The organism is Anaerococcus rubeinfantis, from assembly GCF_001487145.1.
Lineage (GTDB): Bacteria > Bacillota > Clostridia > Tissierellales > Peptoniphilaceae > Anaerococcus > Anaerococcus rubeinfantis.
On sequence record NZ_LN913016.1, the window covers coordinates 295,656 to 312,211 of the forward strand.

The window sequence follows — 16,556 nt, forward strand, 5'->3', positions numbered from 1 at the left end:
ACTAATCACCAGAACTTTCTTTTGATTTATTAAGAAGTAGGGAATGAATCTGCCATATTTCCCTTGATAATTTTTCTATCTGATTATTCATAGATTCAATTTCATTTTTGTAAATAACACCAGTTGTATTAGTAGCTTTTGCAATCTGGTTTATATTATTTGTTGCATTCGAAAGTAACCATTGTAGGTTTCTAAATGGCTCTAAATCTACAACATAAATCTCTTTTTCTAATACACATTTCCTAAGAAAGTGGGACATAGTTTTGCAATTAGCAAGTTTCATTTTCTTTTCAAAGATTTCTTTTTCTTCATCTGTTAAATATATTTTTAGTTGATTATTTCTTTTTCTATTATCCATAGTATATCTCCTTATCATAAAATATTGGGGTCTTAGGGTTCTCCCTAACAAGGTAAAATTGATAAAAAAAGAAGCAGTCCATAAAGGTTCTGCTTCATCAATTTTTCGTAAGTGGGTACTCACTTACTGTGCTTGCTATTAAAGTTATAAGCATTAAGCGTATATTTAGTTTTATTAATTATACCGCATCTAATGAAGTTAATAAACAATACATGACAAATTTAGAGGAATATTGCAAAATTTACTTTTAAATAAGGATTTTTATAAGTATAATGAAATAGTGTAAATATTAAGGAAATCATATTCTAAGTTCTTTAATTTCGTATTTACTAAATTTGATTGTAATTATTTTTGTTTTGAGGGAGGGGTAATCCATTCTACACAGGGAATTTGCAGAGGAAAATTATTTAGAAGCTATATATATTTTATCTTTGGAAAAAGATGAAGTAAGAAACATGGATCTTGCTAATTACTTAGAGTATAAAAGACCTACTGTTACAAGAATGTTAAAAAAACTTGAAAATAAAGGACTGATTATTTATGGTGAAGATAAAATAATTCGTTTAACAGAGGAGTCAAAAATATTTTGCGAAAAAATGTATACAAGGCATAAATATTTGACGGATGTATTTATAAGACTTGGAATAGATGCAAAAAACGCTGAAAACGAAGCTTGTCTTATAGAGCATGTTATTTCTGATGAAACTTTTGAAAAATTAAAAAAACATTTCGATTATAATTTATAATAAATAGCATAGATGACTCAATAATGAGATGTCTATGCTATTTTTATCTTTAAAATTATATTTTTAAAAACATCTCAAAGCTATTGATAAAAGTTATCAAATGCTATATAATAATTTTGAGTTAGCCGATACTAACAGAAAACAAATAAAAAGGTGAATTTATGTCAAAAAACTTTGAAATACTAAATAAAGAAATTAATGAAAATAATATAATAGCTAATCTTTTTATATTCCCATTTGCAGGTGGCGGGGTGTCTGCCTTTAGAAAATGGAAAGATGAATTTGAAGATATAAAATTACTTGTTGCCCAATATCCAGGAAGAGAAAACAGGTTTTCTGAAAAGGCTATAAGTGATATTAACATCTTAGTAGATAATCTATTTGAAGATATGAAAGAAAATTTTGATTTTAGAAAACCTTATTATTTATTTGGACACAGTATGGGAACAAAAATAGTCTATGAATTAGCATTAAGAATTAAAAATTCGGATTACATAAATCCAAGAGGAATAATTATATCAGGAGGGCGTGCTCCATTATATAAAGAACCTCATCCAATTTATCATCTTGACGATGACGGATTTATAGAAGGCTTGAGAAGATATGAAGGAACACCAAAAGAAATTCTAGATAATAAGGATTTAATTTCCATTTTCTTACCAACATTGAGGGCAGATTTTGTAATAGATGAAGACTATCAAGACACAAAGTTTGAGAAATTAGAATCACCTATACTAGGTTTTATGGGAGATAAAGATCAAGAAATGACCTTAGATGAACTTATAAAATGGCAAGATTATACCACAAAGGAATTCACTTATAAATATATAGATGGCAAGCATATGTTTGTAAACACATCTCCTGAAAGTGTCATTAAAGAGATAAAAGAGTTTATAAAAGTAAATGAAAATTGAAGAATATGAAATAAGAAAAATTAATGATTTTCTTACTTTAGAAGATTTAAAAGATAAGTTAGCTAGTAATAATTTAATACTAATTAAGGCTTATACAGATAAATTATTAGAAGAAAAATTACTTCCTTACTTAACTAAAGAGGAGATAATAAAATCAAAGGATTATAAATCAGAAATAGCAAAAATTAATTATCTGGTATCAAGGGCAATACTTAATTTGACCTTAAAAGGTTTACTCGAAAAATCAATTAATGATTTAAGAGTCAAGAGGGATAAAAACAATAAGCCTTATGTAGAGAACACTCTAGGATTAAAGTTTAACACATCCCATACAGAAGGCTTAGTCTTATTAGCTTTTTCTAAAATAGAAGTAGGAATAGATGTTGAAAAAATAAATTATAAATTTGAGTTTAAGGATATATTAGAAAACTGTTTTACTAAAGATGAAATCATAAATATAGATAACAACATAATCGGTTTCTATAGATATTGGACTGTAAAAGAAGCTTATCTTAAGTGTGATGGGATTGGTCTTATAAGGAATTTAAAAGAGATTGAAATAATTTCTTTTGAAAATGAATTTATAGAAATTAATGATAGTAAAAGGAATACAATAAGTAGGGTAAAGTCATTAAACTATGACGACAAATATGTCGGGGCAATATGCTTGGAGGAAAATTAATGAACATTGAATTAAAAGAAAAATTAGAAAAATTTTATGATGAACAAGTATGGCCGCATATGACCTTAGGAGAATTTATTGAAGATTGTGCTAAAAAATATAGGGATAAGATTGCATTAGTAGATGGAGATGTTGAACTTTCATATCAAGAATTAAATAGAAAATCTTGTAAATATGCCAATGGTTTATTGAAGGCTGGATTTAAAAAGGGAGATAAAATAGTTCTTCAACTTCCTAATTGCCACGAATTTGTTATTATCCTTTTTGCCATGTTTAAGATTGGTGTGATTCCAGTATTATCACTTCCAGCTCATAGGAAAAATGAAATAAAGGGAATATTAGAAAAATCAGAGGCAAAAGCATATATAGCTAAGGATAAATATCTTGGCTTTTCATATGTTGATATGATAAGAGAAGTAAAAGAAGAATTAAATATAGATTTTGAAGTTTATATTCTTGGGGGTAATCAAGGATATAAAAATTTTTACAATATTGATGATAAAGATTATCTATCTCAATATATAGATATTGATTATAAAGAGATGGCTCTACTTATGCTGTCAAGTGGAACAACGGGCAGTCCTAAAATGATACCAATGAAACATTGCGAATTAATTTGTTCGGCTATAGCAATAGGAAATGCCCTAAATTATTCAGATGCTACAATATACTTGATGGCATTATCTCTATCTCATAAATTTGTTTTATCTTATCCAGGGATAATAGGAGTATTTTATCATGGAGCTAAATGTGTAATATCTATGACGCCAAGTCCTGACGAAATAATTTACAATATAGAAGAGCATAATATTAGTACGATGGCTTTAGTTCCAGCTTTAGCAAGTTTATGTATGGATTTTTTAGAGTTCGAAAAAATTAATATTTCATCTTTAAAAATTATACAAGTAGGTGGATCAGTTTTAGAATATAACAAAGCATTTGAAATCGAAAAGAGTTTTGGGTGTATTATTTCACAATTATATGGAATGACTGAAGGACTAGTTATGTGTACTAGATTTGATGATAACATGGACACCAGACTTAATACTCAGGGCAAACCTGTATCTATTGGAGATAGTGTAAAAATAGTAGATGAGTTTGGAGAAGAAGTAAATACTGGTGATTATGGTGAATTATTAATAAGGGGGCCGTATACAATGTATGGGTATTACGGTGGAATGAATGATGTTAATAACTTTATATTAGACAAAGAATTGTACTTTAGAACTGGAGATAGAGCTAGAAAGTTGTCAAATGGAAACTATCAAATAGCTGGTAGGATTAAAGAAATGATAATTAAAGGCGGAGAAAAAATTATTCCTTCTGAATTAGAAAACCTATTGCTAAAGAATAAAAAGATATCAGAAGTTCAAGTAGTTGGAGTTCCTGATGAAACATTAGGAGAAAAAATTTGCGTATATATACTAGAAAAAGACAAAAATTTGATGTTTTCTGAAATCATTCAAACACTTAAAGAAACTGGTATAGCAGAATTTAAGATTCCAGATTGTATGAAGATAGTTGGTAATTGGCCGCTAACTGCTACAGGAAAAATAGATAGAAAAAGTCTAATAGAGAATTATGAAGATGAGAATATTTGAGAGGAGAAGAAAGAATGCCTGATTTATACGATTTATTAAATGAAATTAAAGCTCAAGTAAAAAGTTATATAAATAATGATGATATAAAAAAATATGATAATTTAATAGAATTAGGGATAACTTCAGTAAATGTTATGGGAATAATAAGCAAATTAAGAAGGCACGATATTAATGTGTCATTTTCTAAATTAATGGAAAAGCCGTGTTTTGCTGAATGGGAAATGGCAATAAAAAATGCACGCAAATTAAATAATTCTAATAAAAAAGTCATAGGAAACAAACAATTTGAATTAACTGATACTCAGTATGCTTATTTTGTAGGTGGTCATGATAATGAAAGACAAGAAGAAGTAGGCTGTCATGCCTATATTGAAATAGACGGAGAAGAAATAGATTGTAAAAGATTGAATGATGCATGGAATAAACTTCAATATAGACATCCAATGCTCAGAGCAAGATTCACAGAAGATGGAAAGCAAGAAATTTTAGATAAACCTTTTAGCAAAGAAATTGAAGTTTTTGACATATCTAGTTTAGATGAAGAAGAAACCAAAATTAGACTAGACGAAATACGAGAAAATTTATCGCACAGAAAACTTAGGGTAGAAATGGGAGAAGTCGCAGGATTAAAACTTGCAAATCTATCACAAAATAGAAACAAAATTTTCTTTGATTTAGATTTGTTAGTTGCTGACGTAATGAGTTTGAGCCTTATTTTAAAAGAGTTAGGAGAATTGTATTCAGGAAAAGAATTAGATAATCTAAACAATTATACATTTAAAGACTATATAAATAATCTTGAAGTAGACTTTGAAATTTATAAAAAAGACCAAGAGTTTTGGAAAGAAAAAATAAGCTCATTTGAGATAGAAAGACCTGATTTACCATTAAAGAAAGCTCCTGAACAAATCAAAGAAACAAGATTTACTAGAAGAAAACGAGTTATTGAAAAAGATAAATGGAGCAAAATAAAAGAGTTTGCAGCAAGCTATAAATCTACTCCATCAATGGTTTTATTAACTGCGTATGCTTTAATTTTAGAAAGATGGACTAACCAAGATAAGTTTTTTATAAACTTACCATTATTCAATAGAGATCTTTCAAACGAAAACTTGAAAGATATGGTGGCAGACTTTACAAATATCTTATTAGTAGAGCATGAAAGAAAAAATGATACTTCTTTCCTAGAAACTTTGAATAGAATAAGCAAAACCTTTATAGACAATGCTAGTCATTCATCTTATAGTGGAGTTCAAGTTCAAAGAGATATATCAAAATCACAGGGTACAAGTCTTAATGTTGCACCTTTAGTTTTTGCGTGCAACATAGACTATCCACTAGAGACTGAAATTTCAAGGAAAGCTTTGGGCAAAATTACATATATGGTTTCACAAACTCCAGGAGTATGGTTAGATTTCCAATCTTATATAAAAGATGGAGATTTAGTATTATGCTGGGACAGTGTAGATGAACTTTTCCCTGAAAAAATGTTAGATGACATGTTAAATTCTTTAGAAGAACAACTTTTAATACTAACAGAAAAAGAAAATTGGGAAAGCAAATTTGATGTGCTATCAGAAAATCAAAAACTAGCAAGAGAAAAAGAGCTTCAATCAATTCTTCCATTAAACTTTCCTGATGAGAGATTATATGATGGATTTATAAAAAATGTAAAAGAAAATCCAGAAAAAATTGCAATTATAGATTCAGAAACTAAAGAAGAAATATCCTATATGGACTTATATGAAAAATCCTTAAATATAGCAGGATATTTAAAGGAAAATGGAATAAAAAAGGGAGAATATGTAGGCATTACTCTCCCGAGATCAAGCAAGCAAGTTTATGCTATATTTGGAATACTCTTTGCTGGAGCAGCATATGTTGCTATTGGAATAAATCAACCTAGTGAAAGGCGAAGTAAAATATACGAACAAATAGGTATAAAGTTTGTAATCAGTGATAATAAAACAATAGAAGATTGCAAACTAGATACGGGAGAAGTTTCTTTAATTGATTTAGACAAGACTATAGACAAATTCTTAGGCCTTGATAAGCCTATAGAAGTAAGTCCTTTTGACTCAGCCTATATAATAATGACATCAGGTACTACAGGAGTGCCAAAGGGTGTTGAGATCATGCACACAAGTGCCATTAATACTATTAATGATTTAAATGAAAAATATTCTATTAATTCAAATGATACGTTACTTATGGTGTCAGCAATAGACTTTGACTTATCAGTATATGATATTTTTGGAATACTTGGTGTAGGTGGAACTCTAATAACAACTAATGAAGATAATTATCGTAATCCTGATGAATGGATTAAAATTATTGAAAAATATAAGGTAAGTATATGGGACTCTGTACCTATACTTTTTGACATGCTTGTAACTATGGCAGAGGGTGAAAAGAAAAACTTACCACTTAGAATTGTTATGTTATCAGGAGATTGGATAGCAAAAGACTTGCCAGGAAGATTTTATAAGATAAGCGAAAAAGAAAATTCTATAGTTGTTGCTATGGGTGGAGCAACAGAAGCATCTATATGGTCAAATTATTTAAACGTACCAAGGGAAATACCAAAAGACTGGATATCAATTCCATATGGAAAACCACTTAAAAACCAAGTCTATAGAGTAGTAGATGAATTAGGTAGAATATGCCCTAATTATGTTAAGGGAGAACTTCTAATTGGTGGAGTTGGTGTTGCTAAATGCTACCATGGAGATGAAGACCTAACTAATAGAAAATATTTTGAAGAAGATGGACTTAGATGGTATAGAACTGGAGATAATGGAAGATTTTGGAATGATGGTACTATTGAATTTCTCGGAAGAAAAGACACTCAAGTAAAAATTAAAGGTCATAGAATTGAACTTGGAGAAGTTGAAGATGCTATAAGTAAATTTGATGGTGTTGAAAAAGTAGTAGTTGATTTTATAGAAAAAGCAAATAGCAAAAATTTAGTAGCCTTTGTAAAAGTTGACAAGGATTCTGATAACTTTAGTACAAATAGATATTTAGAAAAAATAGACACTTCTTTTATTGAGGAAGTAGAAGAAATCTCTTATGAGGATATAAGGGTACAAAATGAAAAAATAAATAGCCTGGTTGCCAAAACTATTATAAATGTCTTTAAAAGCTTTGAACTTGATTTAGTAAATAATAGCTACTCAATTGTTGATATTTATAATAAAATTAAGGATTCAAAAAGGAATAGATTTATAATTGAAAATTGGATAAATAAACTTTTATCTTTAAAATATTTAGAATTTAAGAATGAAAAATATTCATTTAGAGAAGATGAGATTTTTATAAATGAAGATAGTTGCAATAATGAAATAGGCAATTATTTAAAGAATTTAGAATTGGAGCTTATAAAGATTTTGTCGGGAGAAAAAGATCCTATAGAAGCCTTTTATTCAGATTCAAATAAATCCTATATGTCAAAATTTACAGAAGAACTTTTAGGCTATGAAGAATCAATTAATAGCATTATAAATTCAATAAAGGCTTATGCAAGATTAAATAATAAAAATATAAAAATCTTAGAATATGGAACTAGAAATAGTGAACTTACTACTACTATTTTTAAACAGCTTAAAGAGTTTATTAGTGAGTATATTTATGCTGATAGTTCTATCTACTTTAGAAATAATCTATCTGATTTGGAGAATGATAGTAAATTTAAATATGTTTGTATAAATGATAACTTAGAAACTTCTTTAGATGAAGATAATTTTGATATTGCTATAGCTTTAAACTCGATTCACAGAAGTAATGCCAAAAAGACTCTTATAGAAGGAGTACTAAAAGTGTTGAAAGTTAATGGACTTATTATTGGTAATGAATTAAAAAATAATAACCTACTGCCTATTATTACAGCAGATATAATAAATGAGCAGCCATTTAACGAAGTAAGACCAGATGATTTTGACAATAATGATTGTGAAGTCCTCTATATAAACGGTGAAAAAAGGACAGAATGCTCTAATTTTATAACTTTTATAATAGCTAACTTAAAAGAAAACAAGTCTACCTTTGAAAAATTAAGAAGTTATTTATCACATGAAATACCAAGCTATATGATTCCTGCTAATTTCTATAAAGTAGATGACATTCCATTAAATAAAAATGGAAAAGTTGATAGGAAGAAATTGAAAAATAAGTTAAAGAATGAAAATAAAAAAGAAAAATTAGAAATTAGTTATAATGTAAAACCTAAAAATGAATTGGAGCTTACTATACTAAAAATATGGAAGGATATTTTTAATAACGAAAATATAGGTGTAGACAATAATTATTTTTCTATTGGTGGAGATTCTCTAATAGCGACTTCTATAATTGGGAAAATAAGGAATAAGCTAGGAATAAAACTATCTATTAGAGATATATTTGAAAATCCAACTGTTAATAAATTGGCTATATTTATAAACAATAATAAGTGTAAAGAAGTTGAAAATGAACAATTAATAGTTCCTGATAAAGATAGCTTATATGAACCATTTCCTCTAACAGATGTACAAATGGCTTATTGGATTGGTAGGCAGGGTGCTTATAAGTTAGGAAATGTGTCTACTCATTGTTATTTTGAATTTGATATCGAAAACTTGGATTTTATAAAATTACAAAATGCTATAAATCAAATGATAAAATTTCATCAAAGTCTTAGGACAATTATTTTAGATTCTGGTAAACAACAAATATTAGAAAATAATCCAGAATTTCTTATAAATTTTAACGATTTGACTTATCTAGATGATGAATTGAAAGATAGAACTTTAAAACAAATAAGAGATGATTTATCACATAGAATAATTGATTTAAGTAAATTTCCAAACTTTGATTTCAAAGTTGTAAAAATCGGCGATAATTTATATAGGCTATATATTGGCATAGATAATACAATATTAGATGGCTGGAGTATGTTTAAATTTTTAAAGGAAATTAAGTTAAGATATGATGGGAATTTTGTGGAGAAAAATATTGATATTTCCTTTAGAGACTACGTTCTATATAAAAAAGAAAATAGAAAAGTCAAATTAGAAGAAGATAGAAAATACTGGATAGATAGACTAGATTCTTTTCCAGTTGATACAAATTTTCTAAGAGTTAGAACGGATATATCTAATACTAATCAAAAATTTTCTAGAATAAAAGAAAAAATAAATAAAAAAGATTGGTTGGAAATAAAGGAAATAGGAAAGAATAATAATTTAACTCCAACATCTATATTGCTAACAATATTTTCTATAATTATAAGTAAGTATTCTAATACAGATAGATTTGTAATAAATGTAACTCAATTTGTAAGAGAAAATATCCATCCTCAAATCAATGACATAATGGGTGATTTCACAGAACTTTGCTTATTAGAAGTAAATATAAATAAAGAAAAATCAATAATTGAAAATGCAAAAGAAATTCAAACTCAGTTATTAAATGATATGGCTCATTCGTCTTATTCTTCAATAGATTTTATGAGGGAGATTAGGAAAATTAAGAAAGTAGAACAAGTAGCTCCAATTGTATTCACAAGTGGCTTAGGAATGGGCGAAATTTCAACAAATGATTTTTTATGGAATAATTCATATTCAATAAGTCAAACTCCACAAGTTTGGTTAGATCATCAAGTTTTGGAAATTGATGGAAACTTATTATTAGTATGGGACTATGTTAAGGGTCTATTTGATAGCGCACAAGTGAATGGTTGTTTTAAGAATTATGTAAATATGATTAAAGAGTTTTCCCTTAATGAAGCAAAGCGAATTAAAGATTTTGCCGAATTGAATAGAAATCTAAATTTAAATAATGAAGACAAAAATGTTGCGGATAAGAAAAATATTGAGCTTAGCTATATAGAAAGAGACCTAGATGAGAAAAAAGAGATAGATAAAACAAACGAAAAACGCATTTATAATACCGAGCTGGAGAAGGAAGTAAAAATTTTATGGAGAGAAGTATTAGGATTAGATGAGATAGGGATTGAAGATAATTTTTTTTCCTTAGGTGGAACTTCCCTGAATATGATTCAACTTTCAAATAAAATATTAGAAAGATATAACTATCAGATTGACTTTGGCGAATTTTTAGAAAATTCAACAATATATAATATCGTATTAAAAATTAGTGATTACTTGGAGAAAGAATAATGAAGGGAAATATGAGATTAAAAGCAATCGTTTGTGGGTCTACTTTTGGACAATTATACATGCGAGCAATAAGTATGAGCGATAATCTCGAACTTATAGGAATATATGCAAAAGGTAGCATGCGATCCATAGAATGTTCAAAAGTTTATAATGTGCCTTTGTTTACTGATTTTGATGCCATTCCTGATAATATTGATATTGCGTTCGTTGTAATAAAATCAGGAGTTCTTGGGGGAGAAGGAACAGAGATCTCTAAATATTTTTTAAAAAAGGGAGTCAATGTAATGCAAGAGCATCCAATAAACCATAATGAAATTTCCGAATGTTATAAAATGGCTAGAATAAATAATGTTTTTTATAAAGTTGGTAATTTATATCCATATTTAGAAAATATAAAAAAATTTTGCGAAGCAAGCCATTACCTTAATGTTAATGATACATTTCTATATGGAAGTGTTTTATCGTCTTCTCAAGGATTATATGGTCTTTCATCCATCTTAACTAAATCACTTAACAATCCTCGAAACTATACAGTAGAAAAACTTGAAAGCATTCAAAGATATCCATTTAATAATATCAGAATTTCAAATGGAAGATCAGATGTTTTCATACAGGTTCATAATGAAGTCTCCGATAAAGATCATAATAATCATATGCATTTGTTGCATAGGATTGTATACTTCTTTAATTCAGGAAGGCTAGAACTTAATGATACTTTCGGGTCTGTTATTTGGAGAAGTCGAATGAATATTTCAGACGCTATGGCATATCAAATTGGAGATAAGCGAACCGATACATTGATGCAAATGAACTTGATTTTAACTGATGAAAAAGTAGAAAGATATTCCTATCTATTGGAAAAAACATTTCCGGAATCCATAAAAAGGGAGATAGATGAATTTATTGAAGAAATAATAAATCATAAGATGAATATATTAGATTTACAAAGAGAGTTATTAATTTCGGAAAAATGGGGCGATTTAAGCAAGGATATTAAATTTCCTAAATTAGTTGAATTTGATGTAAAGTATATCAATCACATAAAAGGCTTAAATTCTTTGAGGTGAAGAATGGAAAAAATTAAAAAACCTAATGACTTGCAGGTATTTAATTATTTAAAAAATTTAAAAGAAAAAGGTCTTTATCTTTACATGGAAGATAAAAACCTTAAGTATAAAATTAAAAAATCTGTTATATCGCATGACGTTTTAAATGAGATAAGGAACCATAAAGAACAGATTTCTAATTTCCTACTATATATAAAAGATAATTATGTGGATTTAAGTTCGATGCAATTGGCATATATGGCAGGGCAATCAAAAAATCAAATTTTAAATAAAGTAAATGCACATTATTACATTGAATTTTCGAAAGAGAATATTGATGTAGTAAAATTAGAAAATGCTGTAAATGTCTTAATACAACAAAATGATGCTCTTAGAATGATAATATTATCAACTGGCCAGGGAATAATACTTAATAAAATGCCTAAATATAAAGTTCAAACATATAATCTAGCTAGGGAAGAGGATAAATTAAATGCAAGAGAAAATTTATCTCGTAAAATATATGGTTATGATTACTGGCCTATGTTTACTATTATAGTTGGCAAAAGCAATGACTCTGATGACATCTTACACTTTAGCTTTGATTGCTCCATATTGGATGCCTGGTGTGCCGGAAAATTAATTAATAATCTTTTTAGCATATATTCGGGGCAAAAATTGGAAAAGGCTAAATATGACTATAAGGATTATATTCATGATCTTGAAAGTTATATGATAAAAAACCAAAAAATACTTCAAAAAGCAGAAAAGTATTGGGAAAATAGGATCTTGGATATTAGTGACGGTCCGAAATTAGCTTATAAGAAAAATTTTCAAGATCTTGATTCAACGACATTTGTTAGACAAGAATATACTTTTGGGAAAGATATAGTAACCGCACTTGAAAGATACTCTAGGCTTCATAAAGTTACACTAACATCTGCTGTAATGACTGTATATATGAAAGTTTTATCAGATATGAGTCGTCAAAAAGAATTATCTATAAATATTACGATATTTGGGAAATTACCTTTGAACAATAATATTGATGATGTTTTAGGTGAATTTACCAACATTGGATTAATTGAATACAAAGATAAGCAAGATAATTTCATAGAAGCGGTACAAAACACTCAGAATCAAATATTTAAAATACTTGAATTCAGAGCTTATGATGGAGTAAATATTTTAAATAAAGCAAGGAAAACAGGGTTAGGAAAAGAAAGGTTTTTCCCGATTGTTATGACATGTATGATTGGCGAGAACTACACTTCAATTTTAAATGGATTTAAAGAAGAGTATTCTTTGAGTCAAACACCACAAGTTGTATTGGATCATCATGTAAGAATGATAGATAACGAGATGAAAATTTCATTTGATTATATAAAGGAATTATTTGATTATAGTTACATAAATAAAATTATAGAAAATTATAAACAAATCATATTTCAAGTCTGTGGGGGAGATTTTTAAGGAGGAAATTGATATGAAAGAAAAGGTCAATTTTATACGTGTGCCTTGTGAGAAAAAAGATAATCTAATATATGTTAGACCTTTAACGATGAAACAAAATGACAACGGTCTGTATTTAGAAACAATAAATGGAATTGAAGATAAGCATATAATAGAGAGAACATATATTGTTAAGAAATTTATAAAAAGTTTACTTTTCAAAATAAATGAAAAATCTATAAACGTAGATGAAAGAAACAGCAGAATCATTAATTATTGGGAAAAATATATTATGGGATTCAAGGAGACAGAATTATTAGATAAAAAAGTAGAAAGCAATTCTTTAGCGAAAACATTAACTGATAAAGTAAATCTATTTATAGATATTTTAGAAGATAATGATAATAAATACTACTTATTGTTAGATAAAAAAATATCTCCTGAGGTTATTAGTTTTAATAATTCTACCATAAAAGAATACTATAAAGAAGTTGTTGAAGAAATCAACTTAACCATTGCAAAGAGTGCAGGAAAAGTCGGAATAGTAAATCCTGGTCAAGGTGTATTTTTAAAATGGTTGTTAAATAACCTTAACGAAGTAGAGCAAGTAGATTTAATAGGTGGAACTTCATTAACTAACTCTTACTTAAAAGAAAAATATAAGAACATTAATTTTTTAAAATGGAAGTTTTTAGGCGATTCTATTTCTGGAGAAATAGTTGGAAAATATGACTATCTATTTATGGTCAATGTAGGTCATCAGTTTAAAGATATTGAATTAACGATAAATTTATTGAGTCTGACTTTAAATGAAAATGGAATTCTTTATTTGACGGATTTTATTAATATGGATCCGATTTCAGTACTGATAGCCATATTTTTTCAAGAGCAATACTTATGTATAAATAATAAAATACGCAATGAATTTTTTTATAATACGAATTATCTTGAAACAATTTTTAAAAGCATGAATATCACTGCTGATGAGAGTAATATATCAATTAAAGATGATACATTCTGTGCATTTATAAAATCAAAAAGTGATTTCAAGTCCGGAATACAAAAATTTTTAAAGAATAACAACCTTATGGGAGATAGTATAGTCGTTATATTAAATGATGACATTGACTTAAACAAAGTAAATATAGATCCTCACAGAAAAGAAATTGAACTTCAAGAAGTAAACTATAAAAAAATAAATAATTATTATAGAAAATTAGAGAGACTAAGTAAATTATGGCAAGATAACTTAGAAATTCAAAAAGAAATAGATGAAAACTCAAATTATTTTAAATTAGGAGGGGATAGTTTACTTGCTACAAAATTAATTTTGAGCATAAAAGAAGAATTTGGTTTTGACCTAAATCTTTCAGATATATTTTCTAATGCTAACTTCAAGGATATGCTATCCTTAATTGAAGAAAAAGAATATAACAATGATGAAGTTATTGAGGGAGAAATATGATTGGCATAATCGGTGCAAACGGCGATGTAGGAAACTTATGCTATAAATTATTGTCAAATTATGGCATTAAAAACATTAAAGTTGGCTTTAGAAATAATAAGCCACTTAACAATAGTTTAAGGAATTCTTGCTATATAGATTTATCAGATAAAGAATCTTGCTTTAAGTTTGTAAAAAATTGTGATTCTATTATAAATTGCTCCTACTCTGATAAGAAAGGTATAAAAAATCTATTAGAGGCAGTGGAGTATTATGGAGGAAAGCTTGTTGATTTAACACATTACGAAGATATTGAATTACCAGAAATAAATAAATCGTTAATATGTCACGGAGTAGGAGTTTCTCCCGGTCTATCAGAAGCTCTTCCAGTTATAATTTCTCAAAAATTTGATTACGTGACTGACTTAGCTTTATATTATGTCGTATGTGATAAATTTTCATATTCATCAGCTAAATCATACTTGAATTATATAAATGGCAAAAACATCTATCCAATGACTGAAATAAAAAACAGAAAATTACAAGTTATAGATAAACAAAAAATTTACCCAAAATTCAATATGTTTGCAATGAATTTAAACATGATATCATACATGGATTTCAGGACATTACAACTTAGTAGAAAATTAGGTTTAAAAAATGCAAGTTTTAGTATCTGCATGCCTGAAGGAGAAACTTATAGATTTTTGATGAGTGGGAAATTTAGAAAGGCAGCTTCAGAAAACGATATAAAAAAACTCATTGAAGCGTCTGAAAAAGATACAAGAAACATAGACTCAAATTGTTGCATTTTGCTTGATATAAAAGGAGTACTTAGTAATCACATATTAAAAAAATGTATGATTTTGAAAGGTGATTCCTCTTTAGAAATAACATCTTCTGTAGCTGTTGCAACTGCAATATTGTTACTTAATAAAAATAATACGCGTGGGATATTTGATATGTTGTCGTTTGGAGAGTCTAATAAAATATTAGATATAATATTGAGTGTAAATGAACATCTATACTATGAGGTTATTGACGATACATCACTTTCGGAAATTAGAGTATCAGAGGGAGAAATATAAGTGAAAAACAATGTATTAAAGGTTATAGTATGTGGCTCTACTTTTGGATCATATTATGTAGAGGCAATAAACAGAAATAGCAAAGATTTCAAAATTTCTGGCATTTTTGCAAAGGGAAGCGTCAGGTCTAAGAATTTGGCAGATAAATATAACATACCACTTTATACAAATTTAGAGGATTTACCTGATGATATAGATTTAGCTTGTGTAATATTGAGATCAGAGGGGGTTGGAGGAGAAAGTACGGAGATATGTCACAAACTTTTGAATAAAAAAATCAATGTTATTCAAGAGCAACCAGTATATTATAATCATCAACGAACATGCTTGGAATTAGCTATAGACAATAGAGTTGTTTATATGACTGCAAACATATTCTCGCATTTTGAGAATATACGAAGCTTTATTGAATATTCTAAAGCTATAAAAAAACTTTCCAAACTATTATATATAAATGCTTCTTTTTCTGTGCAGGTATCGTATACAGCCATTGATATATTAATAATGGCGGGTGCATATGGCAAGCTAGATATTAAAAAAGTCGAATGTGATTCCTGTACCCAGCCATTTGACATATTGTACGGTAAACTTGGGGATATTCCCATAAATATAGAATATAATAACAGATTTAATCCTGAGTATCCAGATTATAATATGCATCTTATGCATAAAATAGATTTTTATTTTACTGATGGGACTCTATCGTTGAATGATACATATGGGTGTGTTTCATGGAGACCGCGATCATATATTAAGTTCAACAATTATAATAATTATCTAAAGGATGAGCTAGCATATATAAATTTATTTGAAGGGTACCCCTTAAGTATAAATGATATATATAGTCAAATATGGATAGATGCCATTACTAAAGAAATTTTAGAAGCAAAGAATTATATTATCAATGCACGTATGAACAGCAGTAGAGTTAATAGGGAACTAATTGTATCAAAAAACTGGAAAACTTTACAAGACGCAGCAGGATATGCAAAGATTACTGATGAAAATATAAAAACATTTAAACAATTCTGCAATATATATTCTTTATACAATAATGGAAGGAGATAATT

At 27.9% G+C, this 16,556-nt stretch carries 11 protein-coding genes; 10 read left to right on the plus strand and 1 reads right to left on the minus strand.

Annotated elements, in window-relative coordinates:
• Window position 1: 1 nt before the first annotated feature.
• A complete protein-coding gene (locus BN3265_RS02305; RefSeq protein WP_009432026.1) occupies window positions 2-358 on the minus strand; it encodes a plasmid mobilization protein in 357 nt (118 codons plus the stop codon).
• A gap of 374 nt (window positions 359-732) precedes the next feature.
• Here BN3265_RS02305 and BN3265_RS02310 point away from each other — a divergent pair, with 374 nt between their 5' ends.
• The 10 genes from BN3265_RS02310 (at window position 733) to BN3265_RS02355 (ending at window position 16,554) form a co-directional block, all read left to right on the plus strand.
• The gene (locus tag BN3265_RS02310) at window positions 733-1,104 is read left to right on the plus strand and encodes a metal-dependent transcriptional regulator (RefSeq protein ID WP_082664088.1); all 372 of its coding nucleotides are present in this window, start codon (window positions 733-735) and stop codon (window positions 1,102-1,104) included.
• A gap of 161 nt (window positions 1,105-1,265) precedes the next feature.
• The gene (locus BN3265_RS02315; protein ID WP_058989957.1) at window positions 1,266-2,018 is read left to right on the plus strand and encodes a thioesterase II family protein; all 753 of its coding nucleotides are present in this window, start codon (window positions 1,266-1,268) and stop codon (window positions 2,016-2,018) included.
• Window positions 2,008-2,700 (plus strand): 4'-phosphopantetheinyl transferase family protein, encoded by a 693-nt coding sequence (locus tag BN3265_RS02320; protein ID WP_058989958.1) that lies wholly within the window; start codon window positions 2,008-2,010, stop codon window positions 2,698-2,700. Before BN3265_RS02315 ends, BN3265_RS02320 begins: the two co-directional genes overlap by 11 nt.
• Window positions 2,700-4,301 carry an AMP-binding protein gene (locus BN3265_RS02325; RefSeq protein ID WP_058989959.1) on the plus strand — a complete coding sequence of 534 codons (1,602 nt, stop codon included), beginning with the start codon at window positions 2,700-2,702 and terminating at the stop codon, window positions 4,299-4,301. The genes BN3265_RS02320 and BN3265_RS02325 overlap by 1 nt, the downstream gene beginning before the upstream one ends.
• Before the next feature lie 14 nt (window positions 4,302-4,315).
• Window positions 4,316-10,456 carry a non-ribosomal peptide synthetase gene (locus BN3265_RS02330; protein ID WP_058991277.1) on the plus strand — a complete coding sequence of 2,047 codons (6,141 nt, stop codon included), beginning with the start codon at window positions 4,316-4,318 and terminating at the stop codon, window positions 10,454-10,456.
• Complete coding sequence (locus BN3265_RS02335; protein ID WP_245191080.1) at window positions 10,456-11,523, plus strand: Gfo/Idh/MocA family oxidoreductase; 1,068 nt, start codon at window positions 10,456-10,458, stop codon at window positions 11,521-11,523. Before BN3265_RS02330 ends, BN3265_RS02335 begins: the two co-directional genes overlap by 1 nt.
• A gap of 3 nt (window positions 11,524-11,526) precedes the next feature.
• Window positions 11,527-12,975 carry a condensation domain-containing protein gene (locus BN3265_RS02340; protein ID WP_058989960.1) on the plus strand — a complete coding sequence of 483 codons (1,449 nt, stop codon included), beginning with the start codon at window positions 11,527-11,529 and terminating at the stop codon, window positions 12,973-12,975.
• Between the two features lie 13 nt (window positions 12,976-12,988).
• Window positions 12,989-14,419, plus strand: coding sequence for an acyl carrier protein (locus BN3265_RS02345; protein ID WP_058989961.1), 1,431 nt, complete (start codon window positions 12,989-12,991; stop codon window positions 14,417-14,419).
• On the plus strand, window positions 14,416-15,486 hold the full coding sequence (locus BN3265_RS02350; protein ID WP_058989962.1) for a Rossmann-fold NAD(P)-binding domain-containing protein: 1,071 nt from the start codon (window positions 14,416-14,418) through the stop codon (window positions 15,484-15,486). The genes BN3265_RS02345 and BN3265_RS02350 overlap by 4 nt, the downstream gene beginning before the upstream one ends.
• Window positions 15,487-16,554: a Gfo/Idh/MocA family oxidoreductase gene (locus tag BN3265_RS02355; RefSeq protein ID WP_094777020.1), complete on the plus strand. Its 1,068-nt coding sequence runs from the start codon at window positions 15,487-15,489 to the stop codon at window positions 16,552-16,554. It begins immediately after the preceding gene.
• Window positions 16,555-16,556: the final 2 nt, after the last annotated feature.

What these genes read in the sequence shown, in the direction of transcription:
- BN3265_RS02305 (WP_009432026.1), bottom strand. Translation starts at nt 358, where the DNA reads ATGGATAATAGAAAAAGAAATAATCAACTAAAAATATATTTAACAGAT.
- BN3265_RS02345 (WP_058989961.1), top strand. Translation starts at nt 12,989, where the DNA reads ATGAAAGAAAAGGTCAATTTTATACGTGTGCCTTGTGAGAAAAAAGAT.
- BN3265_RS02325 (WP_058989959.1), top strand. Translation starts at nt 2,700, where the DNA reads ATGAACATTGAATTAAAAGAAAAATTAGAAAAATTTTATGATGAACAA.
- BN3265_RS02350 (WP_058989962.1), top strand. Translation starts at nt 14,416, where the DNA reads ATGATTGGCATAATCGGTGCAAACGGCGATGTAGGAAACTTATGCTAT.
- BN3265_RS02320 (WP_058989958.1), top strand. Translation starts at nt 2,008, where the DNA reads ATGAAAATTGAAGAATATGAAATAAGAAAAATTAATGATTTTCTTACT.
- BN3265_RS02330 (WP_058991277.1), top strand. Translation starts at nt 4,316, where the DNA reads ATGCCTGATTTATACGATTTATTAAATGAAATTAAAGCTCAAGTAAAA.
- BN3265_RS02315 (WP_058989957.1), top strand. Translation starts at nt 1,266, where the DNA reads ATGTCAAAAAACTTTGAAATACTAAATAAAGAAATTAATGAAAATAAT.
- BN3265_RS02335 (WP_245191080.1), top strand. Translation starts at nt 10,456, where the DNA reads ATGAAGGGAAATATGAGATTAAAAGCAATCGTTTGTGGGTCTACTTTT.
- BN3265_RS02340 (WP_058989960.1), top strand. Translation starts at nt 11,527, where the DNA reads ATGGAAAAAATTAAAAAACCTAATGACTTGCAGGTATTTAATTATTTA.